This is a genomic window from Sulfitobacter faviae (assembly GCF_029870955.1).
Lineage (GTDB): Bacteria > Pseudomonadota > Alphaproteobacteria > Rhodobacterales > Rhodobacteraceae > Sulfitobacter > Sulfitobacter faviae.
This window is the reverse complement of sequence record NZ_PGFQ01000001.1, coordinates 2672851-2695540: the sequence shown is the minus strand read 5'-3', so window position 1 is coordinate 2695540 and position 22690 is coordinate 2672851. Positions and strand designations below refer to the sequence as shown.

37 protein-coding genes, 1 tRNA gene and 1 pseudogene are annotated in these 22690 nt (G+C 60.8%); 27 read left to right on the top strand and 12 right to left on the bottom strand.

Annotated features, from left to right (window positions below; all coding sequences use genetic code 11):
• Positions 1-27: 27 nt before the first annotated feature.
• The 7 genes from CUR85_RS13900 to CUR85_RS13870 all read right to left on the bottom strand — a co-directional run bounded on the left by CUR85_RS13900 (position 28) and on the right by CUR85_RS13870 (position 2100).
• A complete protein-coding gene (locus tag CUR85_RS13900; protein WP_280322722.1) occupies positions 28-156 on the bottom strand; it encodes a hypothetical protein in 129 nt (42 codons plus the stop codon).
• On the bottom strand, positions 156-455 hold the full coding sequence (locus tag CUR85_RS13895) for a DUF2312 domain-containing protein (RefSeq protein ID WP_280322721.1): 300 nt from the start codon (positions 453-455) through the stop codon (positions 156-158). The genes CUR85_RS13900 and CUR85_RS13895 overlap by 1 nt, the downstream gene beginning before the upstream one ends.
• Positions 448-897, bottom strand: a complete 450-nt coding sequence (locus CUR85_RS13890) for a hypothetical protein (protein ID WP_280322720.1) — start codon at positions 895-897, stop codon at positions 448-450. The genes CUR85_RS13895 and CUR85_RS13890 overlap by 8 nt, the downstream gene beginning before the upstream one ends.
• A 59-nt stretch (positions 898-956) precedes the next feature.
• Entirely contained in the window at positions 957-1154 is a 198-nt protein-coding gene (locus tag CUR85_RS13885) for a hypothetical protein (protein WP_280322719.1), read from the bottom strand.
• Positions 1151-1363, bottom strand: a complete 213-nt coding sequence (locus tag CUR85_RS13880) for a hypothetical protein (RefSeq protein ID WP_280322718.1) — start codon at positions 1361-1363, stop codon at positions 1151-1153. The genes CUR85_RS13885 and CUR85_RS13880 overlap by 4 nt, the downstream gene beginning before the upstream one ends.
• Positions 1360-1791 (bottom strand): hypothetical protein, encoded by a 432-nt coding sequence (locus CUR85_RS13875; RefSeq protein ID WP_280322716.1) that lies wholly within the window; start codon positions 1789-1791, stop codon positions 1360-1362. The genes CUR85_RS13880 and CUR85_RS13875 overlap by 4 nt, the downstream gene beginning before the upstream one ends.
• A 93-nt stretch (positions 1792-1884) precedes the next feature.
• Entirely contained in the window at positions 1885-2100 is a 216-nt protein-coding gene (locus tag CUR85_RS13870) for a hypothetical protein (protein WP_280322715.1), read from the bottom strand.
• A gap of 86 nt (positions 2101-2186) precedes the next feature.
• Here CUR85_RS13870 and CUR85_RS13865 point away from each other — a divergent pair, with 86 nt between their 5' ends.
• Positions 2187-2822 (top strand): XRE family transcriptional regulator, encoded by a 636-nt coding sequence (locus tag CUR85_RS13865; protein ID WP_280322714.1) that lies wholly within the window; start codon positions 2187-2189, stop codon positions 2820-2822.
• Between the two features lie 732 nt (positions 2823-3554).
• On the opposite strand, the gene CUR85_RS13860 is transcribed toward CUR85_RS13865, so the two are convergent.
• Both CUR85_RS13860 and CUR85_RS13855 read right to left on the bottom strand, forming a co-directional pair.
• Complete coding sequence (locus CUR85_RS13860; RefSeq protein ID WP_280322713.1) at positions 3555-4097, bottom strand: hypothetical protein; 543 nt, start codon at positions 4095-4097, stop codon at positions 3555-3557.
• Positions 4094-4507 (bottom strand): DUF2513 domain-containing protein, encoded by a 414-nt coding sequence (locus CUR85_RS13855; RefSeq protein WP_280322710.1) that lies wholly within the window; start codon positions 4505-4507, stop codon positions 4094-4096. The genes CUR85_RS13860 and CUR85_RS13855 overlap by 4 nt, the downstream gene beginning before the upstream one ends.
• A 195-nt stretch (positions 4508-4702) precedes the next feature.
• Between CUR85_RS13855 and CUR85_RS13850 the strand changes: the two genes are divergently transcribed.
• The 17 genes and pseudogenes from CUR85_RS13850 (at position 4703) to CUR85_RS13770 (ending at position 12993) form a co-directional block, all read left to right on the top strand.
• A complete protein-coding gene (locus tag CUR85_RS13850) occupies positions 4703-5011 on the top strand; it encodes a hypothetical protein (protein WP_280322709.1) in 309 nt (102 codons plus the stop codon).
• A complete protein-coding gene (locus CUR85_RS13845; protein WP_280322708.1) occupies positions 5008-5187 on the top strand; it encodes a hypothetical protein in 180 nt (59 codons plus the stop codon). The genes CUR85_RS13850 and CUR85_RS13845 overlap by 4 nt, the downstream gene beginning before the upstream one ends.
• Positions 5184-5393, top strand: coding sequence for a hypothetical protein (locus CUR85_RS13840; protein WP_280322707.1), 210 nt, complete (start codon positions 5184-5186; stop codon positions 5391-5393). Before CUR85_RS13845 ends, CUR85_RS13840 begins: the two co-directional genes overlap by 4 nt.
• A complete protein-coding gene (locus tag CUR85_RS13835; RefSeq protein ID WP_280322706.1) occupies positions 5390-6526 on the top strand; it encodes a coiled-coil domain-containing protein in 1137 nt (378 codons plus the stop codon). The genes CUR85_RS13840 and CUR85_RS13835 overlap by 4 nt, the downstream gene beginning before the upstream one ends.
• The gene (locus tag CUR85_RS13830) at positions 6523-7737 is read left to right on the top strand and encodes a PD-(D/E)XK nuclease-like domain-containing protein (RefSeq protein ID WP_280322705.1); all 1215 of its coding nucleotides are present in this window, start codon (positions 6523-6525) and stop codon (positions 7735-7737) included. Before CUR85_RS13835 ends, CUR85_RS13830 begins: the two co-directional genes overlap by 4 nt.
• Positions 7738-7764: 27 nt before the next feature.
• Positions 7765-8901: an AAA family ATPase gene (locus CUR85_RS13825; protein ID WP_280322704.1), complete on the top strand. Its 1137-nt coding sequence runs from the start codon at positions 7765-7767 to the stop codon at positions 8899-8901.
• Positions 8849-9088, top strand: coding sequence for a hypothetical protein (locus tag CUR85_RS13820; protein ID WP_280322702.1), 240 nt, complete (start codon positions 8849-8851; stop codon positions 9086-9088). The genes CUR85_RS13825 and CUR85_RS13820 overlap by 53 nt, the downstream gene beginning before the upstream one ends.
• A pseudogene (locus tag CUR85_RS20315) lies at positions 9088-9558 on the top strand (HNH endonuclease); the annotation flags it as partial. The gene CUR85_RS13820 and the pseudogene CUR85_RS20315, both read left to right, overlap by 1 nt.
• A 175-nt stretch (positions 9559-9733) precedes the next feature.
• Positions 9734-9901 (top strand): hypothetical protein, encoded by a 168-nt coding sequence (locus tag CUR85_RS13810; RefSeq protein WP_280322902.1) that lies wholly within the window; start codon positions 9734-9736, stop codon positions 9899-9901.
• Positions 9894-10091, top strand: a complete 198-nt coding sequence (locus CUR85_RS13805; protein ID WP_280322901.1) for a hypothetical protein — start codon at positions 9894-9896, stop codon at positions 10089-10091. Before CUR85_RS13810 ends, CUR85_RS13805 begins: the two co-directional genes overlap by 8 nt.
• A 189-nt stretch (positions 10092-10280) precedes the next feature.
• Entirely contained in the window at positions 10281-10562 is a 282-nt protein-coding gene (locus CUR85_RS13800; protein ID WP_280322701.1) for a hypothetical protein, read from the top strand.
• The gene (locus CUR85_RS13795) at positions 10559-10816 is read left to right on the top strand and encodes a hypothetical protein (protein WP_280322700.1); all 258 of its coding nucleotides are present in this window, start codon (positions 10559-10561) and stop codon (positions 10814-10816) included. The genes CUR85_RS13800 and CUR85_RS13795 overlap by 4 nt, the downstream gene beginning before the upstream one ends.
• Positions 10813-11166 carry a helix-turn-helix domain-containing protein gene (locus CUR85_RS13790; RefSeq protein ID WP_280322699.1) on the top strand — a complete coding sequence of 118 codons (354 nt, stop codon included), beginning with the start codon at positions 10813-10815 and terminating at the stop codon, positions 11164-11166. Before CUR85_RS13795 ends, CUR85_RS13790 begins: the two co-directional genes overlap by 4 nt.
• A complete protein-coding gene (locus CUR85_RS13785) occupies positions 11156-11503 on the top strand; it encodes an NUMOD1 domain-containing DNA-binding protein (protein WP_280322698.1) in 348 nt (115 codons plus the stop codon). The genes CUR85_RS13790 and CUR85_RS13785 overlap by 11 nt, the downstream gene beginning before the upstream one ends.
• Positions 11500-11742, top strand: coding sequence for a hypothetical protein (locus tag CUR85_RS13780; protein ID WP_280322697.1), 243 nt, complete (start codon positions 11500-11502; stop codon positions 11740-11742). The genes CUR85_RS13785 and CUR85_RS13780 overlap by 4 nt, the downstream gene beginning before the upstream one ends.
• 28 nt (positions 11743-11770) lie before the next feature.
• Positions 11771-11953, top strand: a complete 183-nt coding sequence (locus CUR85_RS13775; protein WP_280322696.1) for a helix-turn-helix transcriptional regulator — start codon at positions 11771-11773, stop codon at positions 11951-11953.
• Positions 11950-12993, top strand: a complete 1044-nt coding sequence (locus CUR85_RS13770; RefSeq protein ID WP_280322695.1) for a tyrosine-type recombinase/integrase — start codon at positions 11950-11952, stop codon at positions 12991-12993. Before CUR85_RS13775 ends, CUR85_RS13770 begins: the two co-directional genes overlap by 4 nt.
• Positions 12994-13107: 114 nt before the next feature.
• On the opposite strand, the gene CUR85_RS13765 is transcribed toward CUR85_RS13770, so the two are convergent.
• Positions 13108-13191: transfer RNA gene (locus CUR85_RS13765), tRNA-Leu, on the bottom strand.
• A gap of 126 nt (positions 13192-13317) precedes the next feature.
• Between CUR85_RS13765 and CUR85_RS13760 the strand changes: the two genes are divergently transcribed.
• From CUR85_RS13760 to CUR85_RS13745, 4 genes are all read left to right on the top strand, one after another.
• Positions 13318-13896 (top strand): YqaA family protein, encoded by a 579-nt coding sequence (locus CUR85_RS13760; RefSeq protein ID WP_067262013.1) that lies wholly within the window; start codon positions 13318-13320, stop codon positions 13894-13896.
• On the top strand, positions 13893-14360 hold the full coding sequence (locus tag CUR85_RS13755; RefSeq protein WP_067262011.1) for a disulfide bond formation protein B: 468 nt from the start codon (positions 13893-13895) through the stop codon (positions 14358-14360). The genes CUR85_RS13760 and CUR85_RS13755 overlap by 4 nt, the downstream gene beginning before the upstream one ends.
• A 132-nt stretch (positions 14361-14492) precedes the next feature.
• The gene (gene rocF, locus CUR85_RS13750) at positions 14493-15416 is read left to right on the top strand and encodes an arginase (protein WP_067262009.1); all 924 of its coding nucleotides are present in this window, start codon (positions 14493-14495) and stop codon (positions 15414-15416) included.
• A 14-nt stretch (positions 15417-15430) separates the two neighbouring features.
• On the top strand, positions 15431-16480 hold the full coding sequence (locus tag CUR85_RS13745; protein ID WP_067262008.1) for an ornithine cyclodeaminase: 1050 nt from the start codon (positions 15431-15433) through the stop codon (positions 16478-16480).
• 33 nt (positions 16481-16513) lie between these two features.
• Here the strand turns inward: CUR85_RS13745 and CUR85_RS13740 are convergent, their stop codons facing one another.
• Positions 16514-17680: an FAD-dependent monooxygenase gene (locus CUR85_RS13740; RefSeq protein WP_067262005.1), complete on the bottom strand. Its 1167-nt coding sequence runs from the start codon at positions 17678-17680 to the stop codon at positions 16514-16516.
• Between the two features lie 59 nt (positions 17681-17739).
• Positions 17740-18162: an RNA polymerase-binding protein DksA gene (gene dksA, locus CUR85_RS13735; protein WP_067262021.1), complete on the bottom strand. Its 423-nt coding sequence runs from the start codon at positions 18160-18162 to the stop codon at positions 17740-17742.
• Positions 18163-18331: 169 nt separating this feature from the next.
• On the opposite strand from dksA, the gene CUR85_RS13730 reads away from it, so the two are divergent.
• The 5 genes from CUR85_RS13730 (at position 18332) to CUR85_RS13710 (ending at position 22653) form a co-directional block, all read left to right on the top strand.
• On the top strand, positions 18332-19171 hold the full coding sequence (locus CUR85_RS13730; protein WP_067262003.1) for an AAA family ATPase: 840 nt from the start codon (positions 18332-18334) through the stop codon (positions 19169-19171).
• Positions 19172-19394: 223 nt separating this feature from the next.
• A complete protein-coding gene (locus CUR85_RS13725; protein WP_067262019.1) occupies positions 19395-20765 on the top strand; it encodes a DUF2927 domain-containing protein in 1371 nt (456 codons plus the stop codon).
• Positions 20766-20792: 27 nt separating this feature from the next.
• Positions 20793-20963: an apolipoprotein acyltransferase gene (locus CUR85_RS13720; RefSeq protein ID WP_067262001.1), complete on the top strand. Its 171-nt coding sequence runs from the start codon at positions 20793-20795 to the stop codon at positions 20961-20963.
• Positions 20963-22150: a vWA domain-containing protein gene (locus CUR85_RS13715; protein WP_136720155.1), complete on the top strand. Its 1188-nt coding sequence runs from the start codon at positions 20963-20965 to the stop codon at positions 22148-22150. Before CUR85_RS13720 ends, CUR85_RS13715 begins: the two co-directional genes overlap by 1 nt.
• 71 nt (positions 22151-22221) lie before the next feature.
• A complete protein-coding gene (locus CUR85_RS13710) occupies positions 22222-22653 on the top strand; it encodes an OsmC family protein (protein ID WP_067268678.1) in 432 nt (143 codons plus the stop codon).
• The last annotated feature ends 37 nt before the right edge of the window (positions 22654-22690 follow it).

The following is a 22690-nucleotide window of genomic DNA, read 5'->3' as shown; positions in this document are numbered from 1 at the left end:
TGCTCAGCCGCGCGAACGTGGTCGCTGTTAGAGCGCCCCCCCCAGAAGGTTATAGCGGGTGCGGTCTGATACTTTGGTCGGATCAGCGAGGGTGACCATGATGCGATCACCGCTTTTCAGGGCGGCCAGCGCCGCTTCAAAACCAACGCGCGCCATCACATGCCCAACGCTTCGCGGTACATCTGCAAAACAGCCTCTTCTTCTGCGATGTCGTCTTTACTGCGCTTGCGCTCGGCCACAATTTTGCGGATAGCCATGACCATGTAGCCACGGCTCTTGGCCTCAGCCATCACCTCTTTCTGCTGATCTGAAAGATCCTTTTTCTCCGCATCCAACCGTTCAATGCGCTCGACAAATTGGCGAAGCTCGTTCGCGGTGACGCGATAGGTTGCGTCACCCTCGCTCTCATTTTCTTGCGCTACAACGCCTTCTAGTTGTGTGGTCTGATCAAGCATTCTTTCCCACCTTCTTCAGCGCAAATTCCTCTGCGATCTTGCCGCCCACACCGGACGGCTTGCAGAACGGCGGAAGCTTCAGGATCACCAGACCAACCGCCGATGCCTCGATAACCTCGCAGGACGCGGCGGGGCGCTTGTCTTTGGGCAGCAAGTCCCATCCGGCCATGGTGATGTACGCCGAGCCTTTGATACCTGCGCGCGCTTCAAGATCGCCGTCATCGGTCATGACAAGGCGCAGCTTACCTTCGTCAGAGCCGCGGCCAGCCTGCGCCGCAAAGCGCTTGCCCTCGACAGGGCCACCGAAGTATTTCGCCTGGATATCCCCCCGCAGCGTGATGCGTACTTTGCGGATCTTCGCCTTGCTAACGCTCAGGCCGAAGCTAATCCCGGTTCCGGCGGGCGGCGGCGCGGGTGGTGGTGCAATGTCGGTAAATGGCATCGTTCTCTCCTGAGTTTCGCGGCCTGCGCCGCCATGAATGCGTTAGCGCCTGCTGGGCGCTATCGAGTAGTCCGCTCTTTCTTCTTCCCTTCGACCGCCATCCCCAAGCCGCGTACGAACCGCTCCCGAATGCGGGTCGTGGCGTGTGATTTGGTCGACCTGCACGGGCACGGCTGCAACGCGACGCGCAGCTCGTGCACCTCTTCGACGGGGATCGTGACGATCACGTTGTCGCCTTCACGCCTCGCGGTGGTCACAGCTTGCCCCCGATCTTCCGAAGCGCGGCATTCACTGACTGACGGGTGCAGCCGATCCGGCGCGCCACTTCATCAGACGTCAGGCCGGAGCCGATGTATTCGCGGATGCGCAAAGCCACGTTCTTGGTCCTGACGCCGCTGTCGATCGTCTCGCCCCATGCACGGCGCACGGCGACATTTTCCGCTGCGGCGACCTGTTGCGGGGTCATTGCGCCGCCTCAAGCGCTTCACGCAACCGGCGCATTGCTGCTTCGGCCTCATTCGCTTCTCGGATCGCCTCGGTAAGATCGCCGCTGGCTGATTGAGCGGCAGACAGCGCGGCGGATATCGCCTCGCCCGCTTCTTTCGATGCAACGCCCGAAGCCGCATAGAGGCAGGCCGAGGCTGTGGGCCCATCAGCGTTCATGCGGCGCGCCAGCATCCGGCTGACCGGGTAGCGGCCTGCTGCGTCTTCTAGGGCTGCGACATCCTCAACCGGCCAGCCCAGCTGCCCAGACAGCCGCTTCGACAGCGTACCTTTGCTGACGTGGCCGTGAGTGCGGGCGTTGATCGTCTCCGCCGCGGCGTCGAGACAGCCGAACGTGCCGTCGATCAGCGCCGCCATTTGGGCATTCACCAGCTTGCGAAGATCATACATTGGCAACCTCGTTTCCTTTGAAGACAGCGCGCACCGTCGCAAGGTCGCGGCATGAGAGATGTTTTTGAGAGAGAGGCAGGCGGACGCACCACATTAGGCGGCGTCCGAAGATGCAGAAGCATCATCTTTCAATATCGCCCGCATTTCCTTGCGGATTTTTTCAATCGTACTAGGGCGGCACTCTCCGCCCTTGCGAAGCCGGTAGACGAACCCCGGATCATTGACGAAATCCCGACCGAACTTCGAAGGCTTCGTGCCTGTCCGCTCAAGGTAATCCTCAATCTCTGTCTTGAAGCTGCTCATCATCATGAGGCTCAATATGTAGGTTATATCCCACACTGTAAAGAGGATTTATCCCATTTGCGCCGATTGCCCGCATGTAGGAAAAGAACTACATGGATTTTGGGCAAGTGGTAGCGGATCGCATCAGCGCATTAATCGAAGAACGCGGCACGAATAATCGTGCGGTGGCCTTGGCTGCTGGAATGAGCGCAACCGGGGTTCGAGACATCGTCACGCGGAAGACCAAGAACCCGACGCTAGCAAACTTAGTGAAGATCGCCGAGGTTCTTGATGTATCGATTCAAGAGATCGTCGGGGATAGCCCTCAAGAACGCCCCACCGTCGCCATAGCTGGCGCTGTCGGCGCTGGCGCAATGGTTCCGGTGTTCGATGCCTACGAGAAGGGTGGCGGCCCACAGGTCGAATGCCCACCGCAGCTATCGCCGCATGGCATCGTCGCAGTCGAGATCGTGGGTGACAGTATGGAACCCGTCTACTCCGCTGGCGACCTTCTGTTCTACACGCGTGAGGCCGCTGACGGAGTTCCTTCAGATGCAATAGGCCACCGCTGCGTTTGCGAAGACATGAACGGCATGGGATGGGTCAAGCAGGTCCGCGCAGGATCAGAGCCGGGACTGTTCAATCTGATCTCGCTGAACCCCGGCGCCGATAACCAGCATGACGTAAGACTGAGGTGGGCCGCGCGGGTGCGGATGCATCTGCCGGCGGATATGGCGAGGCGGGTGTGATGTGAGAATGGTCGAGTCAGAGCAAAATGAAGGGAATGAAATTGACCTATCCCAAAGTTAAAATCCCCACTCCACCTACGCTTGCTGCGCTCGGCGCAAGGCCCGAGGGTTCATACGATGCAAGCAACTTAAGGCAAGTCCCCGAAATTGCCACAGCGGTAAGCTTGACTATCGCATATATGGCAGACGTTGATGCTCAATTCGAGCAAATTGCAATCTTTCTGCTAGGCGCTGAAGGGCCAAACGTTAGAATTGTCCTTAACGCCATTAGAAACCATCATCAACGTGTGAAGATCATACATCGACTTCTTGATACGCAAGCAAACGATGAGTCTCTACCATTACTAAAGGGGGCTAGCAGCGCGATCAAACCCGTTCGGGAACTTAGAAATAAGTTCGCGCACGGACTTTGGGGTATAAGCTCGAAGCATCCAGACTGCCTACTGCTTTCAGAATACGATGCATGGAACCATACTTATGGCGTCGCCATGCAGGGGCTCGCGTCAGCACCAGCCGAAAACCTAAGCAATCTCATGGGGCAATTGCTGGCAGGCGGAAGGTCAGGGAAGTCGGTGATTAACGAAGATGATCAATCCGACGTTTTGCAAGCCCTTGCCGATTTTCAGAATCAGCCAAGCCGTCGAGCGGCGTTTGATCACCTATTTTCCCAAGGCCCCTCTCTGGCAGCTGATGATACTCAGGTCTGGTCGATAGAGGACGCGTGGCTTGCAGTTACGGCTGCTGAGGCCGCATCGCATACGGCAACAGCTCTTTCGGTATGCCTTCAACAAGGTGGGGAGGCAGACAGTCAACTACGCGAAGAAGTGCAGCAAGGCCGTCTAATACCTCGGGCTCCTCATACCTATCGTTCTCATAATTCTCGTTGAGGACATCCGTGTAGGCCGTCACAATAGCGGCGACGGCATCACAAACTTCCTTATCCACCTTAACTTCTCCCATGGATAACCCATCCTCTCGGAGTGCTACAGCCACAACGCGAACGATCTGCGTAGCAATCTCAAATGGCGTCTCGCAATTCGCATGAGGCGTTTCTGTTAAACCTTCGCCATATCGCCTTACAGTATCTTCGATGTGATAGATCATCTCAAGAGTGATCCCCATAGCAGCATCGGCTGGCTCTACCTTATCCCTCCGCCCAAAGTCTGCTGGCGTGCAGAATGGGCGACTTGAGATATGGATATGATCTAAATCATCGTGACGCATCAACACCCCCACCCCGCCCCAGTGGCGGGCTCTCTCTTTCCAGAATGTCACTCTAGCGGAATCCCCATATCCCGCAGCTTCTGCCGAAGCAGTCCATTGCCGACTTCGAATAGAAGCCGAAGGCCGTAGCGAGGTAAAGCGGCCCCGGCCTTGCTCTTCATGCTCGACCACAGTCCATCATCCTTCATCATACCGATGAAATCATGGCCGTCATTCGTTATGCGGAATGCGCCGCCAAACTTGCCGGATTCCTCAAGGAAGCGAGCGTCGGCCAGTAATCGAAGGTGATAATATACCCTGCGGTCTTCGTCATCCATATCCCGCGTGTTATCATAGATGACCACTGGCTCAGGATCCGCCTCGATCTCAAGCATCAACTTTCGCAGTAATTCCTCATCACGCCGCATAACACCTCCCATCGCATGTATATCGACAAGGCTAAGGCGGCGCTCAGGCTGCATGCAACGATTCCTGATCATACCCAGTCCGATAACCCCGACCTACTGGCGGGTTTTCCTCTGCCCGCTGTCGGGCTGGTGGGTGTGTTGTAGCATGGTGTGAATTGTCAGTATAGGTTCTTTCCTACATTTCATGTTGACGTAGGTTAAATCCTACATTACACCTTTCTCCATACCAACCCGGTAATGGAGATGACAATGCAGACCCGCAGCACCTTCGAGACCCTCGCCCGCAACGCCGCGCATGTCGGCAGCGTGGCGGCTGTCAGCTACCGCACCGATGTGTGCGCGGCTGATGGCACATGCACCCCAGCCAGCGACACGCAGTACGACTTCGATGCTGGCTACGACGACTTCATTGAGAGCCACAAGTGGTGGCCGCATCACGACTTGATCTGCTGGGAGATTGCCCCGGACGGGTCCGCGACCGACGTGACCGATCGCATGATCTACGAGCACGCGATGATCTGCGAGCAGCGTGGCATCGATCCGGAGTGGGGCGCATGAAGATCACCTCCCTCCTCGGCGCCGAGTGGTTCGACCACGTCCTCGCCCGCCGCAAACCCGAGCCGGAACCCGTGGATAACTTCCGCGACGTGCTGGACGACCTCTGGGCTGACCGTGAGGCCCGCAAGGACGCAGAAACGCGCCGCCGTATTCAGTTCGATCTGGAGTCCGGATGATGATTACCCAGTCCCACCCATCCGCCGAAGTGCAGCGTCAACAGCGTCGGCGGTCACCTGAACCCCGCGCCCTTCCCGTCCACATGTTCATTGCAGGACTCGCCCTGTCGCTGGCTGGACTGCTGGGCGGTCACTTCGCCGCCAAAGGCATCGCAAATGCCGCCCATTTCAACGCGAACCATTTCATCGAAGGAGCTTTCGAATGAACGATCAAACCCAAATTGAAACCGGTACGGCGCTCGCGCTGCCAGCTGGCACAGACCTCACTGCAATGTTCGCTAAGCCTGACCAGGTTGATGACGTGATCAGCCTCATTGAGGCTGAGGCTCGCAGCCACGCGCCTGACCTGTCGACCGCCAAAGGGCGCAAAGCAATCGCCTCTCTCGCACATACAGTCGCCCGCAGCAAAACGACGCTCGACGCCGCGGGTAAAAGCCTGACCGACGATGCGCGGAAGCAGATTGCTGTGGTCGATGCAGAGCGGCGGAAGATCCGTGAGCGGCTGGATGCTCTGAAAACCGAGGTTCGCAAGCCGCTGGATGACTGGGAGGCTGCTGAAGAAGAACGCGTCGGGCGACTTAAGGCAGCCCTGCAATCGCTCACACCTGCGCCCGTCCAAATGCTCGACACGGAAACCATCACTGCCGAGATCGACCGCATCAAGGCAATCGCCATCGATGATAGCTGGGCCGAATACCAAGAGATCGCCGACACCAAGAAAGAACATGCGCTTACTGATCTGACGCAATGGCATGAGGCAGCGAAGGTTCGTGAGGATCAGGCAGCCGAGTTGGCCCGCCTACGCGCCGAGGCAGAGGAGCGCGCCAGGAAGGATGCTCAGGAAGCCGCGGCGAAAGCGGAGGCGGAACGTCAGGCGCAGGCCAAAGCCGAACAGGAACGCATGGCCGCTGAGAAAGCTGAAGCTGACCGGGTCGCGGCAGAAGAGGCCGAAGCCCACCGGATCGAAGCTGAGAAGGCCGAAGCCGAGCGCCGTGAGCAAGCCGAACGCGACAAGGCCGAAGCCGCTGAACTCGCCCGCAAACAGGCAGAGGAGGATGCCGCTTGCCGTGAGAAAGAGGCCGCAGAACGGCATGCTCGTGAAATGGCAGAAGCAAAGCAGCGCGAAGAAGCTGCCGCCCAGCGTGAACGTGACCGGATTGCCGAAGAGCAGCGCCGAGCTGATGCAGCCCGCGCCAAACGGGAAGCGGATCGGGCGCACCGGGTTCGCATCCGTAATGAGATCGCCGAGGGGCTTAAAACGCTCGATGCTGGCAACTGGTTTGCGCTGGCTGATGCTCTGATCGATGGCAAGGTGCCCCACACGCGGGTGACACTATGACCCAGCATGCCCTCACCCGCCTCGCCGAACGCGCACCTGGCATCGCACCTTCCGAAGCGATGGCCCAGATCCATAGCGCTATCGCTGTAGACGCGGCTCCAATCGCTGCGACAGGCATCAGCGGCTGCCATATCCTTGAGGTGAAGCTGAGCACCGGGCAAGTTGTGTTTCCGGTCACCACCTCCGACCGAAAGGCCGTGAAGACCGTTCTGGTCGCGGGAATGTCGGTGGATTGCCCGGATGGCCGCCATGTATTGGCAAGCCGCCCTCTCGCCCCAGGCGTCTACCGCGACCTGTCAGACGAACAATACCACGCTGATCCGTCAGACCGCCCTAGCCTATCAAGCACCCTCGCCCGCGTCTTGCTGAACCAGTCACCGCTACATGCATGGGTACAGCATCCGAAGCTGAACCCGAACTGGGAACCGATTGACAAGAAGACCTTCGACATTGGTCGCGCCGCTCACCGGGCGGTCCTGGGCCGTGGTGGCGAGTACAAGGCGATCCCGTCTGATCTGCTCGCCTCCAACGGTGCAGCCAGCACAAAGGCCGCGAAGGAATGGATCGCGGAAGCTCGAGCTGCCGGCATCACGCCGCTGAAAGCCGAAGATGTCGAACAGATCGGGGAGATGTCAGCGATCGCCGCGCAGCGTATGGCTGACAATGGGATCACGCTGGACCCCGCGAACTCCGAAGCTGTGGTGCTGGCCGAGATCGGCGGTGTTCCTTGCCGCGCGATGGTGGACAATGCGCCGACCGACCCTTCGCAGCCCCTCTATGACTTCAAAACCTGCGTCGATGCTTCGCCAGATGCCTGCGTCCGGGCGGTGATGAACTACGGCTATGACGTGCAGGCCCGGCATTACCTCGACTGCTGGAAGGCTGCGACGGGCGAGGATCGGCTGTTCAGGTTCATCTTCCAAGAGAAGACCGCGCCCTACGAGGTCTGTGTCGTTCAGGTGGGAAATGAAAGCCTGATGATGGCGTCGAAGAAGACCGCCCGGGCTCGCGAGATTTGGGGTCATTGCACCCGCACCGACCACTGGCCCGGATACCCTGATGGCGTGGTCAGCATCGAACTGCCGGAATTCTATCACGCCAAGTGGCTGGAGCGTGAGAGCGCAGAGGCCGACCACAAACGCCACTACGGACGTGATGTTCTCGACGCTGCGGGCCGCTGGCAGGCGCCGGAAGGCTACGCGGCTGAGTAACCCCGAATTTCCCTGAAAGGACGTATAATGAGCGTTATCCGTTTTACCCCCGTTTCCGAGATTAACGATCCACTAACGCTGGCAATCGGCCTATCTGGCGGCTCCGGCACTGGCAAAACCTACACCGCCCTCTCAATGGCGCGCGGCATCTCTGAGATCGTGACCGGTAAGAACGGCGGACCTATCGGCTATGTCGACACCGAGAACCGCCGGGCTCTGCACTACAAGTCGGCCTTCCCTGAGATGATGCACTACGACATGAAAGCCGTGGATGATGACGGCAATATGATTGGCTTCGGCCCCGAGCGCTGGATTGCAGTCATCGATAGCGCAGAAGCGGCTGGACTGCCGGTCGTTATTCTGGACTCCTTCAGCCATGCTTGGGAAGGCGTTGGTGGTGTCCTCGATTTACAAGCGCAAGTTCTCGACCGGCTGACCGGCGGTGACGATAGCAAGAAGAACCAGCGGTCGCAGCTGGCATGGGCCGAGGTTAAGCCGCGGTATCGCCGTCTGATCGACCGCATTGTGCGCGCAAAGACCAACATCATCATCTGCACCCGCGCAAAGCCTGTGATGCAGACGGGCTTCGGCTCCAACGCAAAGAACGCCCGCTCAACGAAAACCCGGCGGGAGGATGTGCCATGGGATCCAGCGAGCGACGGTGACCTGATGTTTGAGATGACCACGATGGTGATCCTAGACCCGTCCGCACCGGGCCACCCGGTCCACCAGATCAAAGTCGCGGACCAATTCAAAGCCCTGCTCGACCCGCGTCGCCCGATGGGTGTCGAGACAGGCCGCGCAATGGCAACTTGGGCGAAAGGCCAAGGTGACGCGCAGGCGCAGAAGGAACTGCTCGACCAGGCGCGCACTGTTGCGAGGACCGGGAAAGAGAAGTTCACCGCGCACTGGCAGAGCCTCGACAAACCGCAGCGGGCAATTGTTGCCACCATCATGGACGAACTGCAGCAGTTGGCTATTGATGCTGACGCCGTGCAGGACGTTGACGACGAAGACCCGTTCGCCAGTGCCAAGCCTACCCCGAAGAGATGGCGGCGGCTGAAGCCGAGGCCCGCGCGGCTGCTGATGCGCAAGCTCAGGAGGATGCGGCGTGACCAAGAACAAACTCACCGACCTCAACGACCACCTGTTCGCGCAGCTTGAACGTCTGTCGGATGAAGGCATGGATGAAAAAGATATCGCGAAGGAGGTCCAGCGGGCCAGCGCGATGGTCTCCGTCGCTGACAAGATCACCAGCAACGCCGACTTGCAGCTGAAGGCCGCAAAGCTCTTCGCCGAGCACGGCGAGAAGGTCTTGAACCACTTGCCGCAAATTGGAGGGCCGAGATAATGAAGGGACACATCATCCCATACAGCCCAGCCGAACTGGCGTGGATAAAAGCGAACAGCAAGAGACCGCGCCCCGAGGCTCACGCCGAGTTCTGTGCCTGTTTCGCCCGTAAGGACGTGTCGCTGTCCAACTTTAATTCGCTCTGCAAGCGCAAGGGCTGGATGACAGGTCGAACCGGGAATTTCGTGAAGGGTGAGGCGCCATACAACAAGGGTGAGAAGATGCCCTTCAATGCGAACAGCGCAAAGCATCAGTTCAAGAAGGGAAACCTGCCGCACAACACGAAGCACCTCGGACATGAGCGTTTAAGCAAGGAAGGCTACGTTGAGATTAGTGTGGACGAGCCCAACCCGCATACGGGCTTTGAGCGGCGCTATGTCCTGAAACATCGCCACCTTTGGGAAAAGAAGCATGGGCCGGTGCCGGAGGACCACGTCCTCAAATGCATAGATGGGGACAAAACGAACACCGACCCGTCGAACTGGAAGCCGATCCCTCGCGCACTCTTACCCCGCTTGAGCGGTGGCCGCTGGTACAAGCCCTATGACCAGTATGAGCCAGAGGTTCGCCCAACCGTTCTGGCCTTGGCGCAGTTGGACCATGCGGCGCGGAAAGCGTCGAAGCGGGGCAATGAAGGGGTTCGGCATGACCAGCACCCACTTCACACCCAGAACCGTGATCGATCTGGCGCTGAAAGAGGCGCCGGAAAACAACGCACGCGCCCAGATCGACCCATGCGCCGGCACTGCTGCGTTCAGCATCATGGCGACCGCGCAAGCCGTGGCACCACAGAAGGACGCCATCAATGCCTGACCAGAACAATCATTCCACCGACGAAGATCTACTCCGCATGGCCCGCGAACTCGGCTGCAACGACGATCTGATGCAGCGACTGGCCGACCGCTTGGAAGCCCTGCGCGGCGGCATGGCGGCGATCAAGATCAATTCATCGCTGGCGTCATGCCAGTTGATCGCAACGCAGTCGCTGGAGGAAATGCCGTGAAATCGAACCTGCATAACATTGAAGTGACCTTTCAGCACGCGACCGAACGCGCCGCCTGCGTCCGCGCCGATGAGGACAGTGACGACACGTGGATTCCGTTTTCTCAGTGCGAGGTTGATGGGGACCGAGTGCGCGGAGGTGTCATCACGCTCACTGCGCCTCAGACCATCTTGGAAGAAAGGGGCTGGTATGAGCAATCTGAAAGCAGCTGCGGAACAAGCTGTAAGCGCAGCCAATCTCGAACCGCGGGAGACAGGCTACTACTGGGCAAAGCTAGTGAAGCCGAGAAAGGAGCCGCCGGATGAGGACTGGGCGTCTGTCGACTGGGAGATCGTCTGCGTCGATGAAAACTATGGCGAGGGCGAAGATGAGTTCCGCGTCTATGTTCCCGGCATTGGTCCTGGGCAACTGATTGACGCGTTCACTTGGGGTCCACCCGTCCGGGAAACAAAGCCGGAGGCAAGCACATGACCACCATCACCGCCCGCCTGCCGAAGATGGACTACCACCTACCCCCGGCACTGATACGCCTGCGCCACCCGTCCGGCAAATACCTGCACCTGAGCGGCGAAAGGCTGACCGCCGGCACCGACTCCGCTTGGGCAGGCACCCGCGAGCAGGCCCGCAAGTTGCGCGACCGCGCCAAAATCAGGGGCGAAGATTGGCCCTTTGTCGCCGTTCGCTACACCACAAAAATCAACACCATCGAGGACGCAGCAGCATGACACACCCCGTAGACGCCCAAGTTGGCAAGACCCTTAGAAACGCGCGCAAACTGCGCGGCATGAGCCAAACGGACCTTGGCCGCAAGCTGGGTCTGTCGTTTCAGCAGGTTCAGAAGTACGAGCTCGGCACAAACCGGGTAGCTGCATCGCGGCTCTATGAAGTCTCGCAGGCGCTCGACCTGCCGGTAACAGCTTTCTTCCCCGATCAAGAGGTTGCGACCAGCGAAGCAGAGCTTTCCACCGAAGAAGCGAAGCTGATCCGCGCCCTTCGCGCCGTAAAGCCGGAGGTCCGCACCGCCGTTGCGAACCTCTGCGAAGCAGCCATGGAAGGGGAGCGCTATGCGAGTTGAAATCAGAGGCAAGATTTATGAAAGCGTGCCGGAGGCCGCCAAGAAAATCGGCGTAGCTAAGCAGACGATCTATGCCGCCCTGCGGCGCAATCGTATGGACACGGTCGGCCTGCGCCAGCACGGGCCGATCTGCCCCAAGGGAGGCCGCCCAAAGGTGCGGATCACCATTAGCGGATGCTCATGGCCAAGCATGGCAGACTGCGCCCGCGATCTGGGCGTCGATCCGCGCTATGTGCGGACGGTGATGCACCGCGGTAAAGCCGTCGCGAGGGAACGCTTGAAACAGCGTGTCTATCGCTGGGCGATGGAGCAGAAAGGGAAGGGAAGAAAAGTATGATGGTTGAAGTGACCACCGTGCGCGCGCTTGAGGTGATCCTGTCGCGCCTCAAGATGGACGGGGAGACTGCGCGCATCATGCGGGAGCATCTTGTCAGCGAGCGGCTGGCGCAGCGCGAAAAAAAGCCGACCGTGGAGAAAAGCGGCGTCTGTGTATGCTGCGGCGAGCGCCCCATCGCCTCCCCCCAATGGGAAGAGTGCATCGAGTACTATACGGCGAACACCAGCGAGGGGTCTTGACATGAACTCACCAGTCCTACCCCTAGCTGTGCGCGAAGCGACTGCGGCAAAGATGCTGGATATGCCCTTGGCAGAGTTTCGGCGGCTGGTGGCAGCTGATGCCTTGCCCCCGCCATGCCAGTTGGGCGGGCGCGAACGCTGGCGCGTGAAGGACATCGAGGCCATACTGAACAACAGCGCCGCCCTTCCCGACGAGGATTTTGAGCTATGAAAGCCCCGAAGCCCCGCATCACCAAGCCGCGACTTGTGTGGCGTTGGCGTGCGTACAAGAAAGCTTGGGAGCCCTACTACCGAATCACGAAGACCGAGTGCGGGAAGCGGCGCGAAAAGCTCTACCTCATTGATTGGAAGGGCGACGCCAAGCGCCTCGATGCTCTCTATTGGGAGTTACGGTCAGGCCGCAGCGAAGCACAGAAACAGCCCGCCAAACAGACTTGGCGCGAGTGCATCGAGGCATGGCGTTCGGATCATACCGTTCAGCAGAACCTCGCAGCATCCACCAAAGCCAGCTACCGCCGCGACATGGATCGGATCGCTGAGAAGAACGGCGACAAGCCCATGGCGCGGATCACGCGCCCGGTGCTTAAGGCCGCTTTAGCAAAAATGTCCGATACGCCCCGCAAGGCCAGCAAGTATGCCCAGACCATCTCTATCCTGTGGAACTATGCTTCCACCGAACTTGATTGGCCGCTTGGCCCGAATCCAGCAAAAAACCTCGGATCATACAAACCTGCTCGCGAATATGAGCCGTGGCCTACATGGATGATTGGCAAGCTCGATACCGCACCGGAGAACGTGCAGATTGCCGCCCAACTCATTCTCGGAACTGGCCAACGTCCGAACGCCGCCATCGGCATGAAGCGCGACCAATTCACTGGCAGAACCATGTTCGTCCTCGATGAAAAGAGCCGCGAGCTCTTTGAAACAGGATGCCCTATACGGTTGCGCGACTTCATCGCCAATCTAGCACCCCGTGGGGATCATGTGATTGCCAAGAACCTGCGCCAACCAGTCGGCTACAACGCCGTCGAAAAGGCGTTCCGTGCATGGCGTGATACATTGGGACCGAAGGCCAAGCCCTTTACGCTGCATGGCCTACGAAAGCTCGCGATCATCGAACTCGCAGAGGCGGGTGCCAGCGATGCGCAGATACAGGCTGTTACAAACCAGAGCGCCGAGATGGTAGCCTACTACCGCAAGCGGGCGAACCGATTGAAGCTCTCGATTGACGCCCAAGACCTTCGAAAGTGACCGAAGAACGGAACGTGACCGGAACAAGAAAGTGTGACCAAGGTGTGTGACCAGCGCGAAAATCGGTTTTCTAATGGGGATTCGATTTTCGCGGAAAACCTTGCGAAAACAAGGTGGTACCCAAGGCCGGACTCGAACCGGCACGCCTTGCGGCGGGGGATTTTGAATCCCCTGCGTCTACCATTCCGCCACTTGGGCACGTAGGGCGATGTAGCCTGCAAAAGCGGCAGGAGCAAGTGGATTTTCACCCATGCCGCGCGCACAGTTGCTTGACCTTGGACGCGCGACATGGTGAGGCATTCAAAACAGCCGGAGCCCCCGATAATGATCCGCCGCCTTTATGACTGGACCCTGGGCCTGGCCCAACATCGCCATGCCCTCTGGGCGCTTGCCGTTGTCGCATTTGTCGAAAGCTCCTTCTTTCCAATCCCTCCTGACATCCTGATGATCCCGATGATCATCGCGCGGCCAAATCGCGCTTGGCTGATCGCCGGGGTGGCGCTGCTCGCGTCGGTCTTGGGCGGGCTTTTGGGCTATGCCATCGGCGCGCTGGCCTTTGAGAACCTTGGCCAGCCGATCCTTGCAAGTCTGGGCAAGTCCGATGCGATGGCGGAATTCTCGACCCGGTTCAATGACATGGGCTTTTGGGCGGTGCTGGTCGCCGGAGTCACCCCCTTCCCTTACAAGGTCATCACGATCATGTCGGGCTGGACGGGTATGCCGCTTGGTACCTTTATCATGACCTCGATCCTCGCCCGCGGGCTGCGGTTCTTTGTCGTGGCGGGGCTGCTGTGGCGCTTTGGCGCACCGATCCGAGACTTCATTGAACGACGCTTGGGTTTGATGTTCACATTGGCCGTCGCCCTGCTGATCGGCGGCTTCATGGTGGTGAAGGTTCTATGACGGGTAAGACATTGACTTCGCTGGCGACGCTCGGTTCGGCCGCGCTGTTGCTGGGAGCTTTCGGGTTTCAACATCTGGGCGGCTACGCGCCCTGTCAGATGTGCCTTTGGCAGCGCTGGCCCCATGCGGCGGCGGTGCTGATCGGGGCAATCGTGCTGCTCGGCGGGCCGCGCGTGATGGCCTGGCTCGGCGCCTTGGCGGCGGCGGTGACCGCGCTGATCGGCGTCTTTCATGCCGGTGTGGAATGGGGCTGGTGGCCGGGGCCAAGCTCCTGCACCGGCGGCGGCATGGATTTGGGCAGCCTCGATGGCGGGTCGCTGCTGTCGACCGAAGGCCCGAGTGGCTTGGTCATGTGCGATGAGATCGTCTGGCAGTTTCTGGGCCTGTCGATGGCCGGGTGGAACGCGATTTTCTCTTTCATCCTGGTCGGCCTTTGGGTCGCCGCCGCGCGGAAGGCGACCTGAAACACGAGAACCCGACAAACCGGACAGGCAACCTTACATTTTGTCAAAAACACCCCCGAAACGGACAGTTTGACGGCTTGTCGTTCGACAGATGCGCGGATTATCTGAGATCAAACATCTCAGGAGTCCCCCATGTCGAACCAACAGAACTGTATTTTGCTGGGCGTTCCGCTGGACAGCGGCAAACGCCGTCGCGGCTGCCTGATGGGGCCGGACGCCTATCGCACCGCGGGGCTGGAGCGCGCGCTACGTGACCTCGGCCATAGCGTGACCGACCGCGGCAATGTGGCCCCTGCCCCCTTTCACGCCAAAGAGCATGAGAAGCTGCACGCGCTAGAAGAGACCATCGCCTGGACCGAGAGCCTCGCCGCCGCCGCCGATGCGGCGATGGACGACGGGCTGCCGATTTTCATGGGCGGCGACCATGCGCTGGCCCTTGGCACCGTGCTGGGCGCGATGCGCCACGCCGAAAAGGCAGGCCGCCCGCTCTTCGTGCTCTGGCTCGATGCGCATACGGATTTCCACACGCCCCAGACCAGCGACAGCGGCAATCTGCACGGCACGCCTTTGGGCTATGTCACTGGGCGCGAGGGGTTTGACGGCTTTCCGAAGATCGACAGCCCCCTGCCCCATGACAATATCGCCATGATCGGGCTGCGCTCCGTCGATGCCGCCGAACGCGCCGCGCTGCAGGAAACCACCGTCACCTACGTCGACATGCGCGAGATCGACGAGAGCGGCATCGCCAAGCCGCTGCAGCGTTTCCTCGACAAGGTCGAGGCCGCGGGCGGCATGCTGCATGTCTCGCTCGACGTCGATTTCCTCGACCCTTCCGTCGCGCCCGCCGTGGGCACCACCGTGCCGGGCGGTGCCACCGTGCGCGAGGGCCATCTGGTGATGGAGATGCTCTCGGACAGCGGGCTGATGACCTCGCTCGATCTGGTGGAGCTGAACCCCTTCCTCGATGAACGCGGCCGCACCGCGCAGCTGATGGTCGACCTCACCGCCTCGGCCTTTGGCCGCCGCGTCTTTGACCGCCCCACACGCGCATATTGATTGGAGACCCCAAGATGACCAACCTCAAACCCTCCGACAAGGCGCTGGTGCCCTTCGTTTCCGTCGACCAGATGATGAAGCTGATCCACCATGTTGGCGTCGAAGAGATGCTGCGCGGGCTGGCCGACTACATCGAAGCCGATTTCAAACGTTGGGAGCTTTTCGACAAGACCCCGCGCGTGGCGAGCCACTCCGAGAAGGGCGTGATCGAGTTGATGCCGACCTCCGACGGCGACGTCTACGGCTTCAAATACGTCAACGGCCATCCCGACAACACCAAGACCGGCTTTCAGACCGTCACTGCATTCGGCCTTTTGGCCAATGTGGCCAACGGCTACCCGGTGCTGCTGACCGAGATGACGATCCTTACCGCGCTGCGCACGGCGGCGACCTCGGCGGTGGTGGCGCGGCTGCTGGCGCCCAAGGGCAGCCGTGTCATGGCGATGATCGGCAACGGCGCGCAGTCCGAGTTCCAGAGCCTTGCCATGAAGGCGATCTGCGGCGTGGACGAGGTGCGGCTTTACGACATCGACCGCGCGGCGACCGCGAAATGCGCGCGCAATCTGGCGGGCTCGGGGCTGAAGGTCGTGGAATGCGACACCGCCGAAGACGCGATCATGGGCGCGCAGATCATCACCACCTGCACCGCGGACAAGCAATATGCCACGATCCTGACCGACAATATGGTCGGCTCCGGCGTGCATATCAACGCGATCGGCGGCGACTGTCCGGGCAAAACGGAACTCGCGCCCGCGATCCTGCACCGCTCGGGGATCTTCGTGGAATACCCCGAGCAGACCCGCATCGAGGGCGAAATCCAGCAGCTTGAGCCTGACCATCCGGTGACCGAGATTTGGCAGGTGCTGACCGGTCAGGCAGAGGGCCGCCGCGATGCGCAACAGATCACGCTGTTTGATTCCGTGGGCTTCGCGATCGAGGATTTCTCGGCCCTGCGCTATGTCCGCGACCAAATTGCTGAGACCGGGCTGTTCCAACCGCTCGACCTGCTGGCCGATCCGGATGATCCGCGCGACCTGTTTGGCATGCTGCAACGCGCGGGCTGAGTGTTCGGGGCCGCCGTCGTTAAACGGCGGCCTCTACCCTTTCGTCACGTCATGGGCGTAGAGCCAATCGAAGGCCCGCAGCATCGCGCCGGGGGCCAGCGTTGAGGCGATGCGCAGGCCGGTATGGGCGGCAAAGCGGATCGGACCTGAGCGCAGGTGATAGCGGGTGGCATTGCCTTCGGAAGTTTTCACGATGCGCCGTGCTCGGTCGATACGCGCGGCCTGATAGGCGGTGAGCGCCGCGTCGCGCGGATGGCGGCTTAGGCAATCTGCCAAAACCCATGCATCCTCCAACGCCATATTGGCGCCCTGCGCCAGAAAGGGCAGTGTCGGATGGGCCGCGTCGCCCAAAAGCGCGACGCCATCGGCCTGCCAATTGGCGGCAACGGGGTGGTGGTGCAGCCCCCAGAGGGTGACCTCCTCCACCGCCTCCAACATCTGCGCGGCCTGTGCCCCGAAACCGGCAAAGGCGCGGCGCAGGTTGGCGGGATCGTCGCGATGGTGCCAGCCTTCGGCGGCCCAATCTTCACGCTCTTCCACGGCCACGAGGTTGACCATGCGCCCCTCGCGCACCGGGTAGCTGACAAGATGTTTCCCCGGCCCCATGGTGACCCGCGCCTCGGGCGGATGATCGACCACGTTGGGAATAAGCGCCCGCCATGCGACCTGCCCCGAAAAACGGGCCTGATCCGCCCCGTTCAACTGCACCCGCCCGACCGAATGGATGCCATCGGCAGCCACTACCAGCTCTGCCCGCCGCCGCCCGCCGCGGGCCATCTGCACCTGCGGCAGCGCGCCGGGATGGATGGAGGCGACCTGCGCATCGGTCTCGAAACTGACATTGGCCCGCTGTGCGGCCTCGCGCAGAAGGTCGATCAGATCGGCACGGTGGAGAAAGTAATAACGCTGGTCCTGCGGCAGGCGGGTCAGATCCAGCCGCGCCACTTGGCCGCCCTTGGCATAGTCGCAAAGCCGTACCGCCTGCCCGCGCACCGCACCGCGCGCCGCCAGCCCGCGCTCAAGCCCCAGCCCGCGTAGGACGGCGAGGCCATTGGGGCTGATCTGAAGCCCGGCACCGATCTCGGAAAAGCGCGCGGCCTGTTCCAACAGGGTCACGGCCACGCCACGCCGCGCCAGCGCTGTGGCCAGCGCCAGCCCGCCGATCCCGCCGCCCACGACAATCGCATTGGAAGGTTTCATTCGCGCCCCAACCACAAACGCCGAAGCATTTGCCCCGGCGTGTGGTGTTTCAGGTGATGTCAGTCGTCGCGGTGGACTTTCTCGCGCCGCTCGTGACGCTCTTGCGCCTCAAGGGTCATGGTGGCGATGGGCCGTGCATCCAGCCGTTTGAGCGAGATCGGATCGCCGGTGACCATGCAGTAACCGAACTCTCCCTCGTCGATCCGCCGCAGCGCCGCGTCGATCTTGCCGACCAGTTTACGCGCCCGATCCCGGGTGCGCAGTTCCAAGGCGCGGTCAGTCTCTTCCGAGGCGCGGTCGGTCACATCCGGGATGTTCCGGGTGCCGTCTTGCAGTGTTTCGATGGTGTCGCGGCTGCCTGCCAACAGTTCCGCTTTCCAGTTGATCAGCTTGCGCCGAAAGTACTCAAGCTGACGGTCATTCATGAATGGCTCGTCCTCGGCCGGACGATAGTCGTCCGGCAGGAAGATTTCCTGCTTCATTTGTTTTTCCCCGGCGTTTTTCAATTCAGACATTAAAAAGGCCTGTCTCCCGACATCGTCCCCTGCCGCAGCGTCTATCTGAGCGGGTAACAATTGTCACTACACAATCCCTTTGATTTTTGGTTAAAGGCCAAGGATCAAGCGCCCGTCACACGAGGTTGAAAACAAGATGAAATTCCAAGGCACCAAAGACTACGTCGCCACCGAGGACCTGAAAATTGCCGTCAATGCGGCGGTGACGCTGGAGCGGCCTTTGCTGGTGAAGGGCGAGCCGGGCACCGGCAAGACCGAGCTTGCGCGGCAGGTGAGCGACGCGTTGGGCCTGCGGATGATCGAATGGAACATCAAATCGACCACCCGGGCGCAACAGGGACTTTACGAATATGACGCCGTGAACCGCCTGCGCGACAGCCAGTTGGGCGATGAGCGTGTGCATGACGTGAAGAACTACATCCGCAAGGGCAAGCTCTGGCAGGCTTTCGAGGCGGATGAGAAGGTCGTGCTCTTGATCGACGAGATCGACAAGGCCGACATCGAGTTTCCCAACGATCTGTTGCAGGAACTCGATAAGATGGAATTCTTCGTCTACGAGACGGGCGAGACGATCCGCGCGGGCCAGCGCCCCATCGTCATCATCACCTCGAACAACGAAAAGGAACTGCCCGACGCCTTCCTGCGCCGCTGTTTCTTTCACTACATCCAATTTCCCGACATGGAGACGCTGAAACAGATCGTCGAAGTGCACCATCCGGGCATCAAGCAACAGCTTCTGACCACCGCGCTGACGCAGTTCTACGAGATCCGCGAACAGCAGGGGCTGAAGAAGAAGCCCTCAACCTCCGAGGTGTTGGACTGGCTGAAACTGCTGCTGGCCGAGGATATGGACGCCGAAGATCTGGCCAAGGACGGTCCCAACGCCCTGCCCAAGCTGCATGGCGCGCTGCTGAAGAACGAGCAGGACGTGCATCTGTTTGAGCGGCTGGCCTTTATGGCGCGTCGCCAGCGGTAGGGCGGCAACACAAATGCGACTTTACGTCAAAAGCGGGTATTTTCCTCGCTTTTGATTTTTCGCCTGCCTAGGCTGAGGTCAATCACGGGCGCAAAGACCCGGGTTCAAACGACCGATGGGGCAGGCAGATGCAAGGACACTCAGCAACCGCGCCACGCGCATATTGGGATAGAGCAGCCCACGCAGGGAAGCAGAGAGGCCCCCGCGTATGATGCCCCGGCGCATGAGACGCAGCGTGAAGGCGCGGCTGATCCTGCCGCTGATGCTGCTGCTGAACGCCTGCGTGCCCGCCTCGCATTCCGAGGTGGCAACCCGCGCGGTCATCGCCGACAGCACCCTGCCCCCGATGAAACAGTTCACCCAAGCCCGCCCCGCTCAGCCGCATGTGTCGAATGCCGCGCTGGCGGAGGATTTCCTCGACCTGTCCTTCCGGATGGAAAGTGGCCGCGCCCTGCCCGTTCTGACCCGTTTCGAGGGGCCGATCACCCTGCACGTGCTGGGCCAGCCGCCCGCCACGTTGGGGCCGGACCTTGCGCGTCTGCTGGCCCGTCTGCGCCGCGAGGCCGGGATCGAACTGCGTGAGGTCACGGGCGGAGAGGCCAGCATCACCATTCAAGCGGTGCAGCGCGCCCAAATCCGGCGGCTCTTGCCGCAGGCGGCCTGTTTCGTGGTGCCAAACGTCAGCACGCTTGAGGAATACCGCCGCACGCGGCGCTCGCCCGCCACCGATTGGACCCGCCTGACCGAACGGCGCAAGCTGGCGATTTTTCTGCCCAATGACGTGAGTCCGCAAGAAAGCCGCGACTGTCTGCATGAGGAACTGGCCCAAGCGCTTGGGCCGCTGAACGATCTCTACCGCCTGCCGGATTCGGTCTTTAACGACGACAATGTACATACGGTGCTGACCGGTTTCGACATGCTGGTGCTGCGCATCTATTATGATCCCGCGCTGCGCTCGGGCATGAACCGCGAAGAGGTCGCCGCCCGTCTGCCGGGCATTCTGGCCCGGGTGAACCCCGCAGGCGGCACCGTCGCCCCCCGCCCCGCCCGCGCCACGCCGCAGGTCTGGAGCCGCGCGATCCAAACGGCCCTTGGCCGCGACGTGGGCCGCAACGCCCGGCTGAAGGCCGCCCGTGACGCGCTGCGCATTGCCGAGACGCAGGGCTGGCAGGACAACCGCCACGCCTTTTCGCATTACGCCATGGGCCGGGTCATCCAGATGACCGAACCCGCCGCCGCACAGGCGCATTACCAAACGGCTGACGCCCTCTATGCCCGCACCCCCGGCACCACGCTGCACCGCGCCTATGTCGCCACCCAGCGGGCAGGCTATGCGGTGACCATCGGCGACGGCGCAGGCGCGCTGGCCTTGATCGCGCCGCATCTGCCCGTGGCCGAAGCCAGCGAAAACGCCGCCCTTCTGGCCACGCTCATGCTGCTCAAAGCCGAAGCGCTGGAGATCGAAGGCCGCGGCATTGAGGCGCGCCGCGTCAGGCTGGACAGCATCGGCTGGGCGCGATACGGCTTTGGCCCTGACTGGGCCGTGCGGGCCAAGCTGCGCGAGATCGCAAGCCTGAACCCGCGCAATGGATAGGCCCGCGAAACAAACGGGCAATAGGTTATGATAGCACTCGGATTGGCATTGATCGGCGCGATTATCGGCGGGCTGACCGCACGCAAACGCGGCGGGAACCGCAAGGACATCGCGCAATATGCCGCGGGCTATGGCATGGCCTTTCTCATCGTCGGCATGATCGCCACGGTTCTGCTGGACCGCGCATTGAGCGTCTGATGTTTCTGCCCTTCTTCGATCAGCTGCGCCGCCACAATGTTCCGGTCTCCCTGCGGGAGTTTCTGGCCTTTCTCGAAGGTATGAAAGCGGGGCTTGCGACCTATGACGTTGAGGCGTTTTACTACCTCGCCCGCGTGTCGATGGTCAAAGATGAGCGCAACATCGACAAGTTCGACCGCGCTTTCGCCGCCGCCTTCAAAGGGTTGGAGAAGATCAGCCTCGACGATGTGCTCGACGCCGTGGACCTGCCCGAAGACTGGTTGCGCAAGATGGCCGAAAAGCACCTGAGCGAAGAAGAAAAGGCCGAGATCGAAGCCATGGGCGGCTTCGACAAGCTGATGGAGACGCTGAAAAAGCGGCTGGAAGAGCAGAAGGGCCGGCATCAGGGCGGCTCCAAATGGGTCGGCACGGCGGGCACCTCGCCCTTCGGCGCCTATGGCTACAATCCCGAGGGCGTGCGGATCGGCCAGAAGGAAAGCCGCCACCAACGCGCGGTCAAGGTCTGGGACAAGCGCGAATTCCGCAACCTAGACGACAATGTCGAGATCGGCACCCGCAATATCAAACTGGCACTGAAACGCCTGCGCCGTTGGGCGCGCGATGGCGCGGCAGAGGAGTTTGACCTCAACGGCACGATCCGCGCCACGGCGGAACATGGCTATCTCGACGTTAAAACCCGGCCCGAGCGGCGCAACGCGGTGAAAGTGCTGCTGTTTCTCGACATCGGCGGTTCGATGGATCCGCATGTGAAAGTGGTCGAGGAACTCTTCAGCGCCGCAAAGGGCGAATTCAAACATCTCGAACATTTCTACTTCCACAACTGCCTCTACGAAGGCGTGTGGCGCGACAACCGCCGCCGTTGGGATGCGCAGATCCCCACCCATGAGGTGCTGCGCAGCTATGGGTCTGACTACAAATGCATTTTCGTGGGCGACGCCAGCATGTCACCCTATGAGATCGCCTATCCGGGCGGCGCGAATGAACATTGGAACGCCGAGGCCGGGGCGACTTGGCTGGCACGCGCACGCGACCAATGGCCAAACCACCTGTGGATCAATCCCGTCCCCGAACGGCAGTGGGGCTACACCCAATCCATCGCGATGATCCAAGAGATTTTCGGCCCCGAGGCCATGGTGCCCATGACGCTCGAAGGGTTGAGCCGGGGCATCAAGACCATGACGCGCTAACCCCTTCCTTGACAGCCTGCCGCGCCGCGCCACCTCAGGGGGCGAAGGCAAGCAATGTGGAAGGAAATAGAATGTCCCCGATCATCAAATCCGGCAGCGCGAAATGGGAAGGCTCGCTCAAAGAGGGCAATGGCCATGTCTCGACCGAAAGCGGCGTGCTGTCCGACCAGCCCTATGGTTTCAACACCCGTTTCGAGGGCAAGCAAGGCACCAACCCCGAAGAGTTGATCGGTGCGGCCCATGCCTCCTGCTTTTCCATGGCCCTGTCGATGATCCTTGGGCAAAGCGACCTGACGCCCGACAGTATCGAGACCAAAGCCGAGGTTCATCTGGAAGAGAAAGACGGCGGCTTTCATGTGCCCAAGGTGCATCTGACGGTTGAGGCCAGCATTCCCGGCGCGAGCCAAGAGGACTTCGACAAGGCCGCGAAAACCGCCAAGGAGAACTGCCCGATCTCTAAGCTGCTGACGGCAGAGATCACGGTGGACGCGAAACTCGTCTGATCGCCAAGAATACCACCGGGGCGCAGGCCATGGCCGC